Source organism: Leptotrichia rugosa (assembly GCF_041200005.1).
Taxonomy (GTDB): domain Bacteria; phylum Fusobacteriota; class Fusobacteriia; order Fusobacteriales; family Leptotrichiaceae; genus Leptotrichia; species Leptotrichia rugosa.
Genome location: NZ_CP165644.1, coordinates 111361 through 131131, shown reverse-complemented (window position 1 = coordinate 131131; position 19771 = coordinate 111361). Strand labels below are relative to the sequence as shown.

Below are 19771 nucleotides of genomic sequence, written 5' to 3'. Positions count from 1 at the left end.
CTTTTTCTTTTAATTCCTCGTCAGAATAAACTTGTGTCTTTTGCAAAAATTTTCCTTCGGCTTTTTTGAAATCTCAAAGCTTAATTTTTCATTTCTCGAATTTATAATTTTCTCTTTTAACATCTGTTTCTGATATTCTTTATAATTAGTCTTTTTTAATTTTTCAGCATATTTTTTTGCTGCCAATTTTCTTTTTTTCTCTTTATACTCATCACTTTTTGAATATCTAATCCACTCTTTTATATACTCATATCCAAATTCTATAAAATCCTTAACAACAAAAAAAATAGATACAATCATAAAAACAATAAGTAAAATTCCCATTTCAGAGGAACTGATTACTTTATAAAATGGCATACTTACAACTCCGCCTAAAACTCCTCCGCTCTGTTTATTAAATCCGTAACTAAGCAGCTCTCTTCCTGCTTCAATAAACGTTTTACTAAGCGGGTTTCCATGCAAAACAGAATTTCTAATTAAAATTAGTGACAAACTCAAAAACCATCCGATAAAAGCAATTATTTTCCCACGAGTGACATTCACTTTTTCCAAAAAAAATACAAAAGCTCCATAAACAATTGCAGAAAGTCCTAAAAACCAAGTCATTTTACCAAAAAACATCAAAATTAGTGAAAACAAATTGTCATTAGAACTTTTATCTGGTGAATTAATAACCAAAAGCAATATCAGTATTATCCCAGCTACAATCCAGATAAAACCTTCTATTTTTCTCTTTTTATTCATTTTTTTTCTCCTTTCTTTCGATTTTTTATACCAACAAATATAATATTTTTATACACTTAATAATTTCATATTTTAGTAATTTATTATACAATATTTTTTTCATTTTGTCATTTTTTAAAATTTTACAAAATAAAAAATGCATTATTTATGTTAAATATTTTAACATTTTTATGCATTTATTATTTTAAATTTTCTTTTTTTATGAAATTAGTAGTGGTAATAATAAAGCTATTAATGCTAAAATTGCCGGAACTCCCTGTAATATAAATATTCTTTTAGATACTGTCACTGAGCCGTAAAATGCTGCGCAGATGATACAAACAATAAAAAATACTGCGATTTGAACTTGATATTCAGTTGCTTCAATCAAGCTCCAAATTAGTCCAGAAGCTAGAAATCCATTATATAATCCTTGGTTTCCAAGCATTTTTTTAACTCTTTCATCTCTCAAAAATTCCAAATCCAAATTAAACATCTTTTGAGTTGTCTTACTTTCGGTTCCATACATTTCGAGATATAAGATATAAAAATGCTCCAGTGCCACTAAAAGTATTAAAAATTTTGCTAATATACTCAAAATTATAATTTTTCCTTTCTAAAAAATAATATATTTTTTTACTGTTTATAAACTTTAGCTAAATTAATCTTTTAAACTTAAAATAACAGGTTTTCCGTCAATAATAGCGAGACTATGTTCATATTGAGCGGATCTTTTTTTATCTCTTGTAACAGCAGTCCACATATCAGGCAAGATTTTTATTTTATGAGTTCCCACATTTACCATAGGTTCTACTGTGATTACCATACCATTTTCAATTTTTGCACCAGTTCCAGCTCGACCATAATTTGGAATCATTGGATCTTCATGCATCTCTTTTCCAACTCCATGTCCAGCAAAATCTCTGACCAAAGAAAATCCATATTTTTCGACATATTCTTGAATTGCAGCTCCTATATCTCCAATTCTATTTCCAGCTCTTGCAGCTTCAATCCCAATTTCACGAGCCTTTTCAGTAACTTCCATCAACTTTTTAGAAGTTGCGTCAACTTCTCCAACAGCGTAAGTAGTCGCCGCATCTCCAAAATATCCGTCCAAAACTGTAACTGTATCAACTGTCAAAATATCCCCTTCTTTTAAGATCTTATCTTTACTTGGGATTCCATGAACAACAACTTCGTTTACAGAAATGCAAGTTGCAGCTGGATATGGCGGATATGGTCTTCCTATGTCATATCCTTTTGTTCCAGGAATTGCACCCTGACTTCTTATATAATCTTCTGCAATCTTATCCAATTCATAAGTGCTGACCCCAGCTTTTACATATTTTGGCAAAACATCTTCCAAAAGTCTTGCAATTATTTCATTAGCTTTTTTTATTTTTTTGATTTCTTCTAATGTTTTGTAAACAATCATTTCAATTCTTCTTTCTTTTTTTCTTTTTTCTCTCTTTAACTCTTTTATTTTTTATTTATTATTTTAATTTTATGTTTTTTAGTTTTTTAATTTATTTTTCTAAAATTTCAACAATAGCTTGCGTAATTTCTTCCATTTTTTCTTTATGTCCACCAACGCTGTAAACTTTGTTTTGAGCTTTATAAAAATCCAAAACTGGCGCTGTCTGTTCTTTGTAAACTTTTAGTCTGTTTCTAACTGTTTCTTCATTATCATCTGGTCTTTGGTATAAATCTTCAGGGTTTTCATCAACTGGCGGATTGTATTTTATATGATAAATTTTTCCTGTTTTTTTCGACACTCTTCTTCCAGTTATTCTTTCGATAATTTCTTCGTCACTCACTCGAAGTTCTATAACTTTATCAATTTTTTTCCCAAGTCTATCCAAAATTTTGTCTAATTTCTGTGCCTGTGCCACAGTTCTGGGAAATCCGTCTAAAATAAATCCTTCTTCGCAGTCTTTTTCAGCAAGTCTTTTTTCCACAAGTCCGTCTACAATTTCATCTGAAACTAATTTTCCTTGATCCATAAGCTCTTTAGCTTGTAATCCAAGCGGAGTTTTGTTAGCGATTGCCGCTCTTAAAATATCTCCTGTCGAAATTTGTGGAATCCCATATTTTTTAACCAGTTGTTTTGCTTGAGTCCCTTTTCCAGCACCTGGTGCTCCAAATAATACTATATTCATAATTTTTTCCTTTCCTTTCTTTCTTTTCTTTACTTTTTTCCTTCTTTCTTTTTATTTAACTTAACTAAATTTTATAATAATATAATAACATTTTACCAAATTTTTTTCAATGGCGACACGACAAAAAATTTTCAATTGTTTTTTTTTCATATAAATGTTATTATTAAAACACAAATATATAAAAATAATTAAGATCATGGAGGTTTTTTATGCTATATCCGTTAAAATTTAAAAAAGTTTTTATTGAAAAAATTTGGGGAGGAAAAAATTTAGAAAAAAAACTTAATATTCATCTTCCAAAAGATAAAAATATCGGGGAATCTTGGGAAATTTCCGCTCATCCGAATGGAATGGGAATTGCTCTAAATGGAAAACTGAAAGGTAAAACTTTGAAAGAAATTTATTCTGAATACAAAGATAAATTAGTTGGAAAAAAAGTTTTTGAAAAATATCCAAATAAATTTCCACTTCTTATAAAATTTTTGGATGTAAACGACAGACTTTCCATCCAAGTTCATCCAAGTGATGAAGTTGCAATGAAAAAACATAATGAATTTGGAAAAAGCGAATCTTGGTACATTGTTTACGCAAGTGACGATGCCACTTTGATTTTGGGGACAAAACCTGGTGTCACAAAGGAAAAATTTTTGGAAAAAGTTAAAAATAATGATTTTAGCGACTTATTTGAAGAAAGATCTGTAAAAACTGGAGATTTTATTGACATAACTCCTGGAACTGTTCATGCAAGTTTAAAAGGAAGTGTGATTTTTGCAGAAATTCAGCAAAGTTCTGATGTCACTTACAGAATTTATGACTTTGACAGAATTGACAAAGATGGGAAAAAAAGAGAGCTGCATTTGGATAATGCCGCTGATGTTATTGATTTTGAAAAAAAAGTAGAAATTAAAAATACAAATTTTCAAAATGGAGAAAATAAAAAAAATATAATAAAAAATGAATTTTATTCAATTGATAAAATAAAAATTTTAAATTCTTATGAAGACTTTTGTTCTGAAAGCATGATAATTTATACTGTTTTAGATGGAAATGGAAAAGTTTTCTGGAATGAAAATGAATTTTTGGAACTAAAAAAAGGAGAAAATATTTTAATTCCAGTCGATTTAAAAGTACAACTTGAAGGAAACTTTGAGATTTTGAGAACGACAATTGAAGAATAAAAAACTGAGAAATTAAATAAATAAATAGAATAATAATTTAAATTATTTAACAGAAAGGCAGGAAATTTTATGAAATACAACTTTGATGAAATTATTGACAGAAAAAATAATCACTCTGTAAAATATTGTGAAATTGATAAAAAATTTGGAGTTGATAAAGACAGCGACATTATTCCGCTTTGGATTGCCGATATGGACTTTAAAACGGCACAACCTATAATTGATGCCATTCAAAAAAAAGCTGAGCACGGTATTTTCGGCTATGTCTACCGTCCCGATGAATATTTTGAATCGTTTATCAACTGGCAAAAGAGAAGATACAACTGGGAGCCAAAAAAAGAACTTGTAAGTTTTAGTATCGGTGTTGTTCCAACGCTTGGCTCTCTTGTCCAAATTTTTTCAAAACCAAATGACAAAATTTTGATTCAAACACCAGTTTATTCAGAATTTTACGATATTAACGAAGATAATAAAAGAATTGTAATAGAAAACCGTTTTATCGAAAAAGATGGAAAATATTCACTAGATTTAGTTGATTTGGAAAATAAATTAAAAGAAAAGCCAAAATTTCTTATCTTTTGTAATCCACACAATCCACTTGGAAAAGTTTGGACTTACGACGAATTAAAAGCGATTGGAAATTTGTGTATAAAATACGGTGTCACTGTCATTTCTGATGAAATTCACTCAGATTTGACTTTGTGGGACAATCAACACATTCCCATGGCGAGTGTCTCTGAAGAAATACGAAAAAACACAATCACTTGCACTTCGACTGGAAAAGCATTTAATGTAGCGGGACTACAATGTGCGACAATTGTTTTCAACAACTTGGAAACAAAAGAAAAATTTTACCGATTTTGGAAAGACTTGGAAGTTCACAGAAACAATCCTTTTAACTTAGTTGCCACAATGGCTGCCTATTCCGATGAAGGTGAAGAATATTTGAAACAATTAATTGAATATTTACAAAACAATATTTTATTTTTAAATGATTTCTTCAAGAAATATATTCCAGAAATTAAGCCAAATGTGCCACAAGCGACTTATTTAGTTTGGCTTGACTGCCGAAAATTATGTGAAAGATTTGGATTTAATCAGAAACAATTGGAAAAATTTATGATAAAAGAAGCAAAAATTGGACTAAATTCTGGACAAAGTTTTCAAAAGGGACTTGAAGGCTTTATGAGACTAAATACTGCTTGCCCTAGAAGTATATTAGAAAAAGCTTTAAATCAATTGAAAAATGCAATTGAAAATTTTAAACATAAATATAATTAATACTTAACATTAAAATTACATATAAAATTGAATAAAATAGCAACAGCATTGATGTTTAGTGTTGTCTATACGCAAAGCACTTTCTCTTCTCATAAAATTAAAAGATTATAATAATCTTTTTCTATTTAACTATTTATATAATGTATAGATATTAAAATAATAAAAAAATTAGAGGAGGTGCATTTTGATATGGAAAAAGAAATATATTTGGCTGGAGGGTGTTTTTGGGGAGTACAGGAATTCTTTAAAAAAGCTCCCGGTGTTTTAAAGACAACCGTTGGCTATGCAAATGGTCAAACTTTAGAAACTAGCTATGACATTTTAAAGATGACTGACCATGTGGAAACAGTTTATATAAAATATAATTCAGAAAAAGTTTCTTTAGACGAATTGCTCACTTATTATTTTTCAATAATTGACCCAACTAGTTTAAATAGACAAGGATACGACGAAGGTCGCCAGTACAGAACTGGAATTTACTACAAAGACCCTCATGACTTAAAAATTATCACAAAGAAAATGGAAGAAGAGCAAGAAAAATATTCTACAGATATAAAGGTTGAAGTCAAGAAATTAAATCACTTCATCCCAGCTGAAGATTATCATCAAAATTATTTGGAAAAACATCCAGACAAGGAATGTCACATTGATATGGAAAATGCCACAAAAATTTTTAAGAAAGAAAAAAAAGAAGAATATTAAAAGAAGCTTAAGTTTTTTAAGTTTCTTTTTTTATATTTTTTTAATCTTGACAATAAAATTTTTTGAGATACAATTATATTAGAGAAAAATAAAAAACAAATAATAACAAATATTTTTTATAATAAAAGGAAGTGACTTGTTATGGTAAACCGTATCATTTTAAATGAAGTATCATATCACGGATTTGGTGCAATTGAATCTATTTCAAGTGAAGTAGAAAAAAATAAATTCAAAAAGGCTTTTATTTGTACAGATCCTGGATTAATCAAAGCTGGAGCTGCTAAAAAAATTACTGATGTACTTGATAAAGCTAATTTGGAATATTTAATATTTTCTGATGTTCAGCAAAATCCCACAATTGAAAATGTAAAAGCTGGAGTTGAAAAATTTAAAGAAAGTGGTGCAGATTATATTATTGCAATTGGTGGAGGTTCTGCTATGGATTGTGCCAAAGCTGTGGCAATTATTATAAATAATCCTGAATTTTCAGATGTACGAAGTCTTGAAGGAGTTGCAGATACAAAAAATAAATGCGTTCCAATTATCGCAGTTGCAACTACAGCTGGAACAGCTGCTGAAGTTACAATAAATTATGTAATAACAGATGCCCAAAAAAATAGAAAATTTGTCTGTGTTGACCCGCACGATATGCCAATAGTCGCAATAGTTGACCCAGGAATGATGATGACAATGCCAAAAGAATTGACAGCGGCAACTGGAATGGACGCACTAACTCACGCAATCGAAGGATTTACAACAAAAGCGGCTTGGGAAATGACCGATATGTTCCATTTAAAAGCAATTGAATTAATAGCAAAATATTTAAGAAAAGCTGTGGAAAATGACAAAGAAGCCAAAGAAAAGATGGCTCTTGCCTCATATTTAGCAGGAATGGGATTCTCAAATGTAGGACTTGGAATCGTACACTCAATGGCTCATCCGCTAGGAGCATTCTACGGAACTCCGCACGGTGTTGCAAACGCAATAATTTTACCAACCGTAATGGAATACAATGCTGAATATACAGGAGAAAAATTTAGAGAAATAGCAAAGGCTTTTGGAATAAAGCACACTCGAAAAATGACTCCTGAAGAATACAGAAAAGCAGCAGTAGACGCTGTAAAACAATTGGCACATGATGTAGATATTCCTGAAAATTTAAAGGGAATAATGGATATAAAAGATTTGGATTTTATCGCTGAATCAGCTTTGAATGATGTCTGCACTGGCGGAAATCCACGAGATACAAACTTGGAAGAAATAAAAGAACTTTATAAAAAATTATTGTAATTTACAAAAAAATCTCCTAAGAGTTTTTCTCAAAGGAGATTTTTTATTTTTATATTTAATTTTTATCTTTTCCAATAACTTTCCACAATGTTGGAAGTAAAAGTGTAATTGTTGTTGATTTTATCGCATCTCCAGGAAGGAAAGGCAATACTCCAACCATAAACACATTTTTCCCTGGCACAAATATTGACAATACTATTGATCCAAGTGTTAAAATAATAGCACTTGAAAGTAGCAATGAGAAAAATGTTTTTACATAAGATTTTGTAACACCTTTGTCAGATAAATATCCTAAAATTATTGCAGCTACAATATATCCTAAAATATATCCTCCTGTTGGTGAAAATAACGATCCTGATTTAAATCCAGCAAAAATAGGAGCTCCCAAGCTACCTGCTGCAACATATGAAAGTATAGTTGCTGTTCCCAATTTTCTCCCGTATAATAACGCCATCAATGTAACTCCGAATGTTCCAAGCGAGATTGGCACTGGAGTGAAAGGAAGCGGAATTATAACTTGCGACATTAATGATAAAAATGCAACTCCACCTAACACTAAAAGAATATTTTTTAAAGTTTCTTTTTCTTTTGTTTCAAAATTTACAATGTTACTAATTAAAGTATTTTGTTTCATAAAAAGCCTCCGTTAATTTTATTTTATAGTATTGTAACATCTGTTATCTAAAAAGTCAATAAATCTATTTTTTTAGAAGTTTACTCTCACTCCTGTTGTAAATACATTGTTATGTCCTTTTCCTTTTTTACCGCTGTCAACTGAACCGTCGTAATTTGCATACCAGCCAAAATTTTTATTCACTTCTGTCAATGCTCCGACTCCTACCCAAGTTCTATTTTTAGGTAAACCAATTCCTTTTACTTTGAATTTGGCATTAGATAATCCTGTGTAACTTGCATCAAAACTTAAGTCTTCGTTATTAAAGGCAGTTTGGTGAGTTACATAACCTTGGAATGTCGATTTGCTTCCACCTTTCCAGTCAACTGATTTTCCAACTCTTAGTCCAACTAATCCCGAAGTTTGAGCATATGTTTTTTTATCAGCTTTTAGACCAAATTGGCTGTTATCTTCTGAAAAAGAACCTCGTCTTACTGTATCATGAGAAACTCCAACAAATGGTGTCACAACAAAGTCACCTTTTTTATTTTTAAAGTCATATCCTGTTTCTAAGTATCCTGAAATTACTTTGTCATTATGATTAATTTTAGCTCTTGAAGCATCAGTCGGACTCAAAATAATATCTCTTTCGACATCACTATCCACAAATCCGATTCCTGCACGACCCTGTAAATATAAAGGATTTTCTTTATTTCCTAATCTTCCATACAATGAAACACCAAAGTTATTTGCATCAGATTTTCCACCGTATCTGTTAAATTTGACATTTGCTTTGGAATAAGATAATGCAGTTCCTAAAATCAAATTGTCGCCAAATTGTTTGTCAACTCCAACTTGACCACCGTAAACTTTAGTTTTTCCTTCAGCGTAACCATCCTGTTTCAATTTTCCGTTTGCTCCAAGTCCTGTTATCCAAAGTCCGAATTTATCTCCGACATTGTCAAGTGTTCCAAGCATTACAAGACGATTTGACAAGTCTTTATTCACTGTCTGTGATTGCTGGAAAGTTAGCGCTTGTGCTGAAGCGTAAATTTGTCCAGACAAACTGTCTAATATTGCTGCACTTGATGTATTTTTTGTAGAAAGTCCCTGTAATATCGCCGCTTTTTTCTCAAAGTTTTCTACACTTTGCGTGTTTCCATTTTCAACTTCTTCATCTAATTTTTGAAATGCTGTTTCTATATTTTCCGCTGTATTTTGCTGCATTTCATCAGAATTTTCAGAATCTTTTACATATGTTTCCACATTTTTACGGCTAAGGTTTGCTACAACTTTATTTCCATTTCTTTGAACATCCACATTTACCAAATCTCTTTCATTTTCACCCTTTACAGTTCCTTCAACTGTTCCGTCTGAAGTGATTACATCATTTGTAATACCTTTAGCTGTAACATATTTATCCTGTCCATTTTGGTCTTTTGCTGCAACTTCTACTGTCACATCATTTAATTTGACATCTCCAGCTACATGCAATGTGGAATTTGTATCTGTTTTAATTCTTGAATTTTCAAGTGAAATATATTTTCCAGCAAATGTTGTTCGGCCAGTATTTTCTATTGTTCCAGCATTTGTCACATCATTTTGTATAACTGCGTTTCTAGTGGCAAGTGTCGCTTGCGGTCTTACGTTAAGTGAAGAAGTGTAAACTCCATTTATTTGAACTTTTCCTGCATTTACTGTTGTATTTCCTGTGAATGTGCTATTTCCCGATAAAATCAATATTCCAGCTCCATTTTTAATCAAACCGGCATCTCCCGAAATATCATTTGAAAATGTGTAAGTTCCACTCGGTATATCAACTGTAACATTTTCATCTAACGCAAGTTCCTTACTAAATTTGGCAGGTCCATTTAGAGCTTTGTCAATATTTATAAGTCCCCAACCGTAAGTCGAATCCACTCCTGGATCCCCTATATCCGTCGCTGTCGACAAAATAGTCTGTCTTATAAGGCTTCCGTCCATCCAAGGATATTTTTCTTTAAGTAATGCCGCTGTACCTGAAACAACTGGCGCTGCATAAGAAGACCCTGAACCGACATATCTTTTACCTTTTATTTCAAAAACTTGATCTCCCACAACTGTAACTGTCCAGTTTTTGGCAACTCCCGCTGGTGTCAATGCAGTAAGATTATCCCAAGAAGTATTTCCCAAATCCGAATCTTTTTTAGAAGTTAGAGAAACTACATTTATCCAACCTTTTTGTAATGTATTATCAAAATAAGGCAAACTTGATTCAAGTGAAGGATTTTTATCTGCTGAGTTATTTCCTGCTGCCCAGACAAATAGTGCACCATTATTTACAGCGTTTTTATAAAATGTTAAGATGTCACTTCCTATCTGATTTCCATAATAATTAGACGCAGTTGAAGATGAGCTGAATTTAGTAACATCGCTATCCACTCCAAAAGACTGATTATAAATTTTTACTCCGGCTCCTTCCAATGCTTGATACATGCCAACGCTGACTTCTGGGTATGATTTTCCTTCATTATTTCGTTTCGCGGCATCAATTGCGTAAATTTCAACATTTTTTGCCGTTCCTTCAGTTGCGCCTCCTAAAAATGCAGCAACTACAACACCGTGGTCATCACTTTGACTAGGTTCAGCTGTGAACCCTGAAACCGTCAATTTGTGAAGTCTGCTTCCAAATTTTGCAGTTAAATCAGAAGCTAAAGAAGAATTTTCAAATCCTACATCAATAACCCCAACTTTTACACTATTTCCCTTATAAGTCGTATCTGAATGGCTGTGCTGATTATCCTTGTCATAACTTACTGAAAAATCATTCCAAGCGATTGTTCCAGACGATACTGAAGGTGCTGTTGTTTGTGCAGGACCACTTGATGGTGGAATTGTAGGTTTTTCTACTGGATTTGAAGGCGCAACAGGTGTTGAAGAACCTATTGTGCTTCCACCTCCTCCACCTCCACCTCCGCAACTCACAATTGAAAAGGCAAGTATCGCTACTGCTACATATTTTGCATAATTAATTTTTTTTCTAAAAGAATTTTTTGAATTTTTATCCATAATTCACTTCGCCTCCATATTTTTTTATTTAACTACCTACCAAAAGTGTATCTTTTACAATTTATTTTACCATATTTTTCGTGAATTTTCCACAGAGTTGAATAAAATTTTTCTTCTTTACTAAATGAAAAAATATATTTTTATTGCTATTTTGTATAGTAAAATGTTATACTTTATTTACATTAAATTTATAAAATTTAGAGAGGAAATAATAGATGCAAAATAGTATTTTTTGCCAAAATTTTTTTGTAATTAGCTTCAGTTATAAAAAAATGTCAATTGAAGAAAGAGAAAATTTTGTAAAAAGTAAATATAAAACTAAGATTGAAAACTTTTTTGAAAAAGGGGATATTTTGGGATATGTTATTGTGGAAACTTGCCTTAGAATTGAAATTTATCTGGAAACTAAAAAAGATTTTGAGATAAATAATTTGATTTATCAATTTGATTTTCAAAATATCAACTTTTTAAAAAATGATGTGGCGATATTTCATCTATTTGACGTGATTTGTGGCTTGGATTCGGTTATAAAAGGCGAGGATCAAGTTTTGGCACAAATAAAAAAGGCATATTTTAAATGTTTAGAAAATAAAAAAACTTCTAAACTTTTAAATATAATATTTAACAGTGCAATAGAAACTGGGAAAAAATTTCGCACGGAAAGTAAAATTAATGAAAAAAATATGTCGCTTGATTCAATTTCAGTGAAATTTATAAAAAAAAAAGTAAAAAATATTGAAGACAAAACTATTTTTATAATCGGAGTTGGCGATTTAACTCAGTCAATTCTCACTTTATTTCATAAAATGGGACATAAAAATTTGATTGTGACAAATAGAAGCGAGAGAAAATCAACGGAATTAAAAAAAGTTTATGACAATATAAGAACCGCTAAATTTAGCCAAAAATATGAATTTATAAAAAAAAGTGATGTGATAATTAGCGCAACTTCTGCACCACATTTAATTGTGGAATATAACGGAATAAAAGAGATTTTGTGTGACAAAAAAGAGCGATTTTTTTTGGATTTGGCTGTTCCAAGAGATATTGATAAAAAAATTGCAGCTTTTAAAAATGTTTTTTTGTATAATTTGGACGATATTTGGGAACTTTATAATCAAAATGTGGAAAAACGGGAACAAATTGTGGAAAACTTTTTTTATATAATCAAAGAACAACTTGAAAAATTAAAAATTAAATTGGAAAAACAGAAAAAATATTCAAAAATTTAAGGAGAAAATGTGAAAAAGATTGTTATTGGGACACGAGGCAGTATTTTGGCATTAGCTCAAGCTGAAAAAGTTAAAGAATTGCTGCAAAAAAAATTTGATTTTTTCTTAAAAAATGATAGAAAAAAAATTGAATCTATTTTTAAAGAAAATTTTGAAAAATTAGAAATTGAGATAAAAATTATTGTGACAAAAGGCGACAAAAATATGCAGGATTTTGAAAAAATAAAATCGAGTACGCAAAAAGATTTATTTGTAAAAGAAATTGAGAAGGAAATGCTGGATAAAAAAATTGATTTAGCCGTTCATTCATTAAAAGATATGCCGCAAAAAACTCCAGAAGGTCTTGTAAATATTTCATTTCCTGCAAGAGAGGACTCAAGGGATGTCTTAGTTTCAAAAACTGGAAAAAGTTTAAAAGATTTGCCAAAAGGCGCTGTAATTGGAACTGGAAGTGCAAGACGAAAAAAAGAAATTTTGACTTTACGAGATGACTTATCTGTAAAAGGGATAAGAGGAAATATTCATACAAGACTAAAAAAACTTGAAACGGAAGATTATGATGCGATTGTTCTTGCTGCGGCAGGTTTAAAAAGGGTTGGATTAGAAAATAAAATTACTCAATATTTTAGCGATGATGAAATTATGCCGTCTCCTGGACAGGCTATTTTGTGTGTGGAATGTCGAAATGACGATGAAATTATAAAAAATTTCCTGCTTGAAATAAATGACTGCGATACAAAATTAATATGTGTTGCGGAAAGAGAGTTTTCAAAAATATTTGATGGCGGGTGCCACACTCCAATTGGCTGCTGTGCAAAAATTTTAGATGATAAAATTACGGTAAAAGGAATGTATTACAACGGAAATAAAAGAATTTCCTGCAAGATTTCAGGAAAAAAAGAAGATGCGAAAAAATTGGCACAAGAACTGGCACGAAAAATAAAAAAGCAAATATGAAAAAATTTTGAAAGGATAATTGAAAGGATAAAAAGGGATAAAAATGGAAAATAATAAAGTTTTTATAGCTGGAGCTGGTTGCGGCGACGAAGAATTGATTACGCTAAAACTAAAGAAAATTATTGAAAAAGCCGACTGCATAATTTATGACAGACTTGTCAATCCAAATATTTTAAAATATAAAAAAAATAATGCCGAAGTCATTTATATGGGAAAAGAAAATTTTGAAGGTGGCGAGTTGCAAAAAAAAATAAACGAAAAGATTGTCGAAAAAGCGACTCAAAATTCTGAAAGTAAACCTAAAATTGTGCTTCGTCTGAAAGGTGGCGATCCTTTTGTTTTCGGTCGTGGTGGAGAAGAAATTGAAGCGATTTTGGGAAATAATAAAAAAAATGATATTAAAATAAATTTTGAAGTGATTCCAGGAATTACTTCTGCAATCGCTGTGCCAGAATACGCTGGAATTCCAGTTACTCACCGAGGAATTAATACTTCTTTTCACATTTTTACAGGACACACAAGAGAAAATGGGAAAGAGCATGATTTTTCACAAATTGCAAAATTAAAAGGAACGCTAATTTTTTTGATGGGCCTTTCAAACTTGGAAAAAATAACACAAAACCTTATAAAATATGGAAAAGATGAAAATACACTCGTTGCAGTTATAAAAGATGGGACGACTTCCAAACAAAAGACATTTGTTGGAAATTTAAAAAATATTTGTGAAATTGTGCGAAAAAATAATGTTAAATCTCCTGTAATTATTGTGATTGGGGAAGTTGTAAGATTGCGAGAAAAAATGAAATGGTTTGAAAATAAAAAATTGTTTGGAAAAAATATTTTAATTACAAGAAACAAAAATAAACAAAAAAATATTTTGCAAAAAATAAATGAATTTGGCGGAAATGCGCTTTTACTGCCATTTATTGACATTGAATATTTAAATTTTGACTTGCCAGATTTAAAAAATTTTAACGCCATTTTATTTAACAGCGCAAATTCTGTAATTGGATTTATGAAAAAAATAAAAGATATGAGAATTTTGGCGAATGTAAAAATTGGTGTTGTCGGTGAAAAAACTGCCGAAGAAATAGAAAAATATAAAATTATTCCAGATTTTTATCCAAAAGAGTACACAGTCGAAAAATTGGCCTATGAAAGTACAAAATTTACATCTAAAAATGACAAAATTTTATTTGTAGTTTCAAATATTTCACCAGTAAATACTAAAAAATACAGCAATTTATACGAAAGAAAATTTGAAAAAGTCGTAGTTTACAATACAAACGGCGTGAAACATGAAGAAGAAATTGTGGAAAACTATGTCAAAAAAAGTGATATTTTGATGTTTTTAAGTTCTTCAACATTTAAAAATTTTTGGCAAAATTTAAAAAATAAAAATTTGTTAAATAAAAAAATTATCGCTTCAATCGGTCCCGTCACAACTAAAACCATTCAAAACTATGGATGTAATGTTCAAATTGAAGCAAAAAGATACACGGAAGACGGACTTTTTGAAGAAATATTAAAATATAAAAAATAATAAAATTGAGGTAAAAATATGGAAATTTATGGAATTGGAACCGATATTATTGAAATATCAAGAATAAAAAATGCAATAAATAACACAGCTTTATTCAAAAGTAAAGTTTATACGAAAAAGGAAATTGAATATATTGAAAAAAAAAGAAATCCATACGCAAGTTATGCGGGACGTTTTGCAGCAAAAGAAGCGGTTTCTAAAGCATTTGGAACAGGGGTGTACGGTTTTTCCCTAAAAGATATTGAAATTTTAAATGACGAATTGGGAAAACCCTATGTTATACTTTATGGGAAAATAAAGGAACCTGCAAAAAATCTCAAAATTCAGATAAGTATTTCACATAGCAGAGAATATGCGGTTTCAACGGTAATCATTTACAAATGAACTATAACTTAAAATAAAATTATTTTAAAAATAAAATATCCATAATCTTGTGTAAATATATGCACAAATTAAGTAATATAGCAATTTTTTTAGCCTTACAAAAAAATTTACACTTTTACAATAAAAATACAGACTAGAAATATTTTAAATAACAAATTTTTCATTTGCTTTTAAAAATCTAAATTTTCTTATGTCTGTATATTTTTTACTTTTTTATAAAAAAATTTTTTATTTATATTTTTTGACAACTTTCTCGCTCAATTAATTCAATAGGCAGAAAAACTTTTTTATGATAATCCCTTTTTCCTTCTAATAATTCAATTAAAGAATTTACTGTTTCTTGAGCGATTAATTTTGTATCAATTTTTATTGTTGTCAAAGGCGGAATAGAATATTGTGATAATTTCAAATCGTTAAATCCTATTATTGATATGTCTTCGGGGATTTTTAACTTATTTTCTCTAATTGCCTTATATGCTCCCATTGCAATTGAATCATTTCCACAAAAAACTGCCGTTGGTCTATCTTCCAATTTTAAAATTTCTTTCATCATAATATAGCCACTTTCCATCGAAAAATCCCCAATTTGCAGATATTCCTCTCTATACAATCCATTTTTTACCATTATTTCCTTAAAATATTTCTCACGAAAATCCACTAAATTTTTTACAACTTTATTTCTTCCTACCAATAGTCCAATTTTTTTATGATTTAATTTAAAAATATAATTTAAAACTATTTCAACAGAATTTCTCATATCAAACTTGATATAATCTGTGATATTATCTGTGTCATATACATCTACGCAAATAATATTTTCATTTAAACTTTTAAAAAATTTCAATTTTTCCTTACTCGTTTCTCCAATGAAAATAACGGCATCTGTCAAAGAAAAATTTGATATTTCATTATATTTTATCAATTTTTCAATTTCTTCCAGATCAAAAAATTTCACTTTTGAAACTTTTTTCTTTAGTATATTTTCCAAATTTATTTTCAAAGAGACAAAATAAGGATCTTCGTTTTCAATTTTTTCATCAAAACACTTTATTACTGAAATATTTGACTGTGATATTCTATTTTTATTTTTCTTTCTTTCATAATTTAATTGTTTTATAACTTTTAAAACTTTTTCTTTTGTAATTTTACTCACATTAAAACTGTCGTCATTGTTTAATATTCTGGAAACTGTTGTTATTGAAACTCCTGCTTTTTTTGCAACTTCTCTGATTGTAGCCATTTTATCCTCCTTTCTATTAATTTAAAAATTTTTATAATATTTTATTTTTTTATTTTATCAAGATTTTTTGAATAAAAATACACCAAAAGTAAGAACTTTTTAAAAATTATAATAGAAATAAACTTATAATGAATATATTGTATAATAAAAAAAGCAAAAAAGCATTTATTCAATCAAAAATTTTTACTGCAAATGGGGATAACCCAAACTATCCCCAGTTTTTTTATTCAACTTCTTTTGTTTCCGCTACCTTTTTATACCAATAAGCACTTTTCTTCGGATAACGTTTTTGTGTTTCAAAGTCAACATAGAATAATCCATATCTCTTTTCATATCCATTTGACCAAGAAAATACATCCATTAACGACCATAAGAAATATCCTTTTACGTTAGCTCCATCTCTTATAGCGTCTGAAATTACTTCCAGATGTTGTCTTATGTAGTCAATTCTAGCATCATCATAAACTGTATTATCTTCAAAAACATCTTTATATCCTAAACCATTTTCAGTGATATAGATTTTTTTATAGTTTGGATAATCTCTTTTAACTCTTGAAATTTGATCATAAAGTCCTTTTGGATAAATTATCCAGTCCCAGTCAGTTCTTGGGATGCTTTCATTGGCTTTTCTTTGTCCCACGCCTTTTATCTGATATTTGGAACTTCCTTTATTTCCTGTTGCGTTGTGAATAATTTCAGTTTCACCATCATATTCAGCCATCCAGTCGCTCATATAATAATTTATTCCAAGAAAATCATTCAAATCTTTTGCAGCTTTCAATTCTTCAAAGTCTTCTTCTCTTAAATCTAATTTTCCGCCATTAACTTGCAAAATATGATTTACACCTTCCATTGTATTCTTTGAATATTCACCTTTAAAAGTTGCATCTAAAATAAATTTATTATGGATAATATCGTCCAGTTCAGCGGCTCTAACATCTTTTGGATTATTTGGATCATAGGGATATTTTGTCGGCAAAGCACAAACCATTCCTATTTCTCCGTGATAGCCATTTTTCTTAAATAAATTAACTGCTTTTGCGTGTGCTAAAACCATATTATGATGTGACTGAAACAATTTTTCAAAATCATATTTTATTCCTGGAGGAAATTTTCCAACAAGATATTGACCATCTCCAATTGGTCCTATTTCATTAAATGTTGTCCAATAGTTTACTTCACTAAATTCTTCAAAACAGAATTTCGCATAATTTACAAAGTGCTCTATATTTTCACGATTTAAAAAGTCTCCATTTGAATGTAAAACTTCTGGTGTATCAAAATGGTGAAGAGTTACAAAAGGTTCTACTTTTCTTTTTTTACATTCTGCAAATAATTTATGATAAAATTCTACTCCTTTTGGATTTACTTCTCCATAGCCATTTGGAAAAATTCTTGACCATGCTATTGAAATTCTTATTCCATTTATACTGAATTCTTCGCAAAGTTTCAAATCTACTGGATATTGATGATAAAAATCACTCGCAGGTTCTGCCGTATACCAATAGTTTTCTTCTAAAAATTTATCCCATGCAACTGGTCCCTTCCCATCAATTTTGATTGCGCCTTCAGCCTGATATGCCGCTGTTGCTCCTCCAAAAATAAAATCTTCTGGTAATTTTTTCATTTTTTTCTCCTATTTTAATTTTTAACAAGAGGAATTTTTCTCCCCTTGTCATTAATAATATTTAATTTTCAAATTGTTTTTTTACAAACTCTAAACTTCCTTTTGGATCTCTTGTTAATTTAATATATTCTGCACCTTGTGTTTTTACTAATTTTATTCCTAATTTATCAGTATCTTTTTTTATATCTTCATAATTTGAAGCAACTTGAGGTGCTAAAACTATTAAATCATAATCTTTCATCATATCATAATGTGCTCCGTAAGCTCCAGCAGCTGCATCAATTGGCTCATTGTACTCTTTTGCCGCTTTTTTCAAGGCATTAGCAAGAAGTCCGCTTGTTCCACCGCCAGCACATAATACAAGTACATTTTTTTGTTCTTTTATTTTTGGTCCACCTGCTGATTCTTCAGTTTTAGTTTCTTTTTCTGGTGTTTTTAAAGCAACTTTAATTTCTTCTCTAGTTTCTACTTTATCATTTGTCATAAACTCTTTTTTACTATTTTCATTTTCTTCAGTAGCAGCTAATTTTTCTTTATCTAATATTTCTTCATCATAGACTTTAAAGAAAGGATAATAAATAGCTGTATCGACTACAATTAATAGTAACGCTAAAATTATAGCTAAAAAACTAAATCCTGTACCTAGAACTATTCCGATTGGTCCTGGTGTAGTCCACGGCAAGAAGTATGAAAAACTGTTCATATTAAGAATATCAACGAATATTTTAAATAGCCATACGTTTACAATTGGTGCTAGAATAAATGGAATAAAGAATACTGGATTCAAAACTATTGGTGCTCCAAATAAAATTGGTTCATTTACTCCAAACGCAGTAGGAATACAAGAAGCTCGACCTATTGCTTTATTTTGCTTTGATTTTGCAAGCCACATAAACATAAATGGCACTACAAGTGTTGCTCCAGTTCCTCCCATTGTTGCAACAAACATTTGTGTCCCTGGTGTTATTATGTGATTTGCATGCTGTCCAGCTTGAAATAATTTTAAATTAGCATCTAAATTTATAAATGCAACTGCTGAAATTGCTGGTTCTACAATTGATGGTCCATGTATTCCGACAAACCAGAACATTGCAATAACTCCATAAATAATTGTTATTCCAACATATCCATTTGCTGCTGAGAATAATGGTTTAAAGATTTCTATTACATTTTGTGCAAATCCATGTCCTGATACTCTTCTAACGATAATGTCGATAATATATAGAAATATAATTACCGCACTAAACGGTATTACATCTTTGAATGTTTGTGATAAGTTAGGTGGAACTTCGCTTGGCATTTTTATTGTAATATTTCTTTTTATACAAAAATTATAAATTCCAACTGTTATAAATGCTGCAAAGAATCCTGTAATTAATCCTGTTGACCCTAAATATCCCTTAGCGAATCCATCTTTTAACGGATCAGCTGCTAGAACTAAAAATCCTACTATTGATGCAAGCATTGTTGAGACATTATTTATTTGATTTGTGCTTTCTAAATTTCTATTAAATGAATCAGTCAACGCTTTTGCAGTTGTTCCTGCAACTAAAAGTCCTAAAATTCCCATCGAATAATTATATGGTTTTATAATTGCATCTTCTATTTCTTTAGGCCATTTAAATCCAAAAATATTAGGAACAAATGCAACTAATACAAATAAACTTGAAAATAAAACTACTGGCATCGCTGCAATAAATCCATCCCTTACAGCTCTTAAGTATATATTTCTTGATACTTTTTCAAAAAAAGGTTTCATTTTTTCAATTTGTTTTATTACTCCAGTCATAATAT

Annotated in this window: 17 protein-coding genes; 8 read left to right on the top strand and 9 right to left on the bottom strand. The window is 29.9% G+C overall.

From position 1 onward, the window contains the following. Nucleotides 1-9 precede the first annotated feature (9 nt). The 4 genes from AB8B22_RS00585 to AB8B22_RS00570 all read right to left on the bottom strand — a co-directional run bounded on the left by AB8B22_RS00585 (nucleotide 10) and on the right by AB8B22_RS00570 (nucleotide 2882). Nucleotides 10-744: a hypothetical protein gene (locus AB8B22_RS00585; RefSeq protein WP_369711175.1), complete on the bottom strand. Its 735-nt coding sequence runs from the start codon at nucleotides 742-744 to the stop codon at nucleotides 10-12. A 199-nt stretch (nucleotides 745-943) separates the two neighbouring features. Next, a complete protein-coding gene (locus tag AB8B22_RS00580; protein WP_094079415.1) occupies nucleotides 944-1321 on the bottom strand; it encodes a DUF1304 domain-containing protein in 378 nt (125 codons plus the stop codon). Nucleotides 1322-1384: 63 nt separating this feature from the next. Further along, nucleotides 1385-2158, bottom strand: coding sequence for a type I methionyl aminopeptidase (gene map, locus AB8B22_RS00575; RefSeq protein WP_369711174.1), 774 nt, complete (start codon nucleotides 2156-2158; stop codon nucleotides 1385-1387). A 91-nt stretch (nucleotides 2159-2249) separates the two neighbouring features. After that, nucleotides 2250-2882, bottom strand: a complete 633-nt coding sequence (locus AB8B22_RS00570; protein ID WP_369711173.1) for an adenylate kinase — start codon at nucleotides 2880-2882, stop codon at nucleotides 2250-2252. Between the two features lie 209 nt (nucleotides 2883-3091). Here AB8B22_RS00570 and AB8B22_RS00565 point away from each other — a divergent pair, with 209 nt between their 5' ends. From AB8B22_RS00565 to fucO, 4 genes are all read left to right on the top strand, one after another. Beyond that, nucleotides 3092-4060, top strand: coding sequence for a type I phosphomannose isomerase catalytic subunit (locus AB8B22_RS00565; RefSeq protein ID WP_369711172.1), 969 nt, complete (start codon nucleotides 3092-3094; stop codon nucleotides 4058-4060). Nucleotides 4061-4129: 69 nt separating this feature from the next. Further along, nucleotides 4130-5341 carry a MalY/PatB family protein gene (locus tag AB8B22_RS00560; protein ID WP_369711171.1) on the top strand — a complete coding sequence of 404 codons (1212 nt, stop codon included), beginning with the start codon at nucleotides 4130-4132 and terminating at the stop codon, nucleotides 5339-5341. 189 nt (nucleotides 5342-5530) lie between these two features. After that, entirely contained in the window at nucleotides 5531-6043 is a 513-nt protein-coding gene (msrA, locus tag AB8B22_RS00555; RefSeq protein ID WP_094079420.1) for a peptide-methionine (S)-S-oxide reductase MsrA, read from the top strand. Nucleotides 6044-6184: 141 nt separating this feature from the next. Continuing rightward, nucleotides 6185-7333 carry a lactaldehyde reductase gene (gene fucO, locus AB8B22_RS00550; RefSeq protein WP_369711170.1) on the top strand — a complete coding sequence of 383 codons (1149 nt, stop codon included), beginning with the start codon at nucleotides 6185-6187 and terminating at the stop codon, nucleotides 7331-7333. Nucleotides 7334-7388: 55 nt separating this feature from the next. On the opposite strand, the gene AB8B22_RS00545 is transcribed toward fucO, so the two are convergent. After that, nucleotides 7389-7967: a biotin transporter BioY gene (locus AB8B22_RS00545; RefSeq protein ID WP_369711169.1), complete on the bottom strand. Its 579-nt coding sequence runs from the start codon at nucleotides 7965-7967 to the stop codon at nucleotides 7389-7391. Between the two features lie 72 nt (nucleotides 7968-8039). Further along, nucleotides 8040-10994, bottom strand: a complete 2955-nt coding sequence (locus AB8B22_RS00540; RefSeq protein ID WP_369711168.1) for an autotransporter domain-containing protein — start codon at nucleotides 10992-10994, stop codon at nucleotides 8040-8042. 215 nt (nucleotides 10995-11209) lie between these two features. On the opposite strand from AB8B22_RS00540, the gene hemA reads away from it, so the two are divergent. From hemA to acpS, 4 genes are read left to right on the top strand one after another with little or no spacing between them, the layout of a single operon-like run. Further along, the gene (hemA, locus tag AB8B22_RS00535) at nucleotides 11210-12226 is read left to right on the top strand and encodes a glutamyl-tRNA reductase (RefSeq protein WP_369711166.1); all 1017 of its coding nucleotides are present in this window, start codon (nucleotides 11210-11212) and stop codon (nucleotides 12224-12226) included. A gap of 9 nt (nucleotides 12227-12235) precedes the next feature. Then, nucleotides 12236-13183 (top strand): hydroxymethylbilane synthase, encoded by a 948-nt coding sequence (gene hemC / locus AB8B22_RS00530; protein ID WP_369711165.1) that lies wholly within the window; start codon nucleotides 12236-12238, stop codon nucleotides 13181-13183. A gap of 43 nt (nucleotides 13184-13226) precedes the next feature. After that, a complete protein-coding gene (gene cobA / locus AB8B22_RS00525) occupies nucleotides 13227-14726 on the top strand; it encodes a uroporphyrinogen-III C-methyltransferase (protein ID WP_369711164.1) in 1500 nt (499 codons plus the stop codon). An 18-nt stretch (nucleotides 14727-14744) separates the two neighbouring features. Then, nucleotides 14745-15110: a holo-ACP synthase gene (gene acpS, locus AB8B22_RS00520; protein ID WP_094079427.1), complete on the top strand. Its 366-nt coding sequence runs from the start codon at nucleotides 14745-14747 to the stop codon at nucleotides 15108-15110. A gap of 232 nt (nucleotides 15111-15342) precedes the next feature. On the opposite strand, the gene AB8B22_RS00515 is transcribed toward acpS, so the two are convergent. The 3 genes from AB8B22_RS00515 to AB8B22_RS00505 form a co-directional block, all read right to left on the bottom strand. Then, complete coding sequence (locus tag AB8B22_RS00515) at nucleotides 15343-16350, bottom strand: LacI family DNA-binding transcriptional regulator (RefSeq protein ID WP_369711162.1); 1008 nt, start codon at nucleotides 16348-16350, stop codon at nucleotides 15343-15345. Between the two features lie 223 nt (nucleotides 16351-16573). Next, complete coding sequence (lacG, locus tag AB8B22_RS00510; RefSeq protein ID WP_369711161.1) at nucleotides 16574-17977, bottom strand: 6-phospho-beta-galactosidase; 1404 nt, start codon at nucleotides 17975-17977, stop codon at nucleotides 16574-16576. Nucleotides 17978-18038: 61 nt separating this feature from the next. Continuing rightward, the gene (locus AB8B22_RS00505; RefSeq protein ID WP_369711160.1) at nucleotides 18039-19766 is read right to left on the bottom strand and encodes a lactose-specific PTS transporter subunit EIIC; all 1728 of its coding nucleotides are present in this window, start codon (nucleotides 19764-19766) and stop codon (nucleotides 18039-18041) included. Nucleotides 19767-19771 lie beyond the last annotated feature (5 nt).

Coding starts and splice junctions, on each gene's coding strand:
- AB8B22_RS00565 (WP_369711172.1), top strand. CDS start 3,092: ATGCTATATCCGTTAAAATTTAAAAAAGTTTTTATTGAAAAAATTTGG.
- AB8B22_RS00540 (WP_369711168.1), bottom strand. CDS start 10,994: ATGGATAAAAATTCAAAAAATTCTTTTAGAAAAAAAATTAATTATGCA.
- AB8B22_RS00560 (WP_369711171.1), top strand. CDS start 4,130: ATGAAATACAACTTTGATGAAATTATTGACAGAAAAAATAATCACTCT.
- acpS (WP_094079427.1), top strand. CDS start 14,745: ATGGAAATTTATGGAATTGGAACCGATATTATTGAAATATCAAGAATA.
- AB8B22_RS00515 (WP_369711162.1), bottom strand. CDS start 16,350: ATGGCTACAATCAGAGAAGTTGCAAAAAAAGCAGGAGTTTCAATAACA.
- map (WP_369711174.1), bottom strand. CDS start 2,158: ATGATTGTTTACAAAACATTAGAAGAAATCAAAAAAATAAAAAAAGCT.
- AB8B22_RS00505 (WP_369711160.1), bottom strand. CDS start 19,766: ATGACTGGAGTAATAAAACAAATTGAAAAAATGAAACCTTTTTTTGAA.
- AB8B22_RS00545 (WP_369711169.1), bottom strand. CDS start 7,967: ATGAAACAAAATACTTTAATTAGTAACATTGTAAATTTTGAAACAAAA.
- lacG (WP_369711161.1), bottom strand. CDS start 17,977: ATGAAAAAATTACCAGAAGATTTTATTTTTGGAGGAGCAACAGCGGCA.
- AB8B22_RS00585 (WP_369711175.1), bottom strand. CDS start 744: ATGAATAAAAAGAGAAAAATAGAAGGTTTTATCTGGATTGTAGCTGGG.
- cobA (WP_369711164.1), top strand. CDS start 13,227: ATGGAAAATAATAAAGTTTTTATAGCTGGAGCTGGTTGCGGCGACGAA.
- fucO (WP_369711170.1), top strand. CDS start 6,185: ATGGTAAACCGTATCATTTTAAATGAAGTATCATATCACGGATTTGGT.
- msrA (WP_094079420.1), top strand. CDS start 5,531: ATGGAAAAAGAAATATATTTGGCTGGAGGGTGTTTTTGGGGAGTACAG.
- hemA (WP_369711166.1), top strand. CDS start 11,210: ATGCAAAATAGTATTTTTTGCCAAAATTTTTTTGTAATTAGCTTCAGT.
- AB8B22_RS00570 (WP_369711173.1), bottom strand. CDS start 2,882: ATGAATATAGTATTATTTGGAGCACCAGGTGCTGGAAAAGGGACTCAA.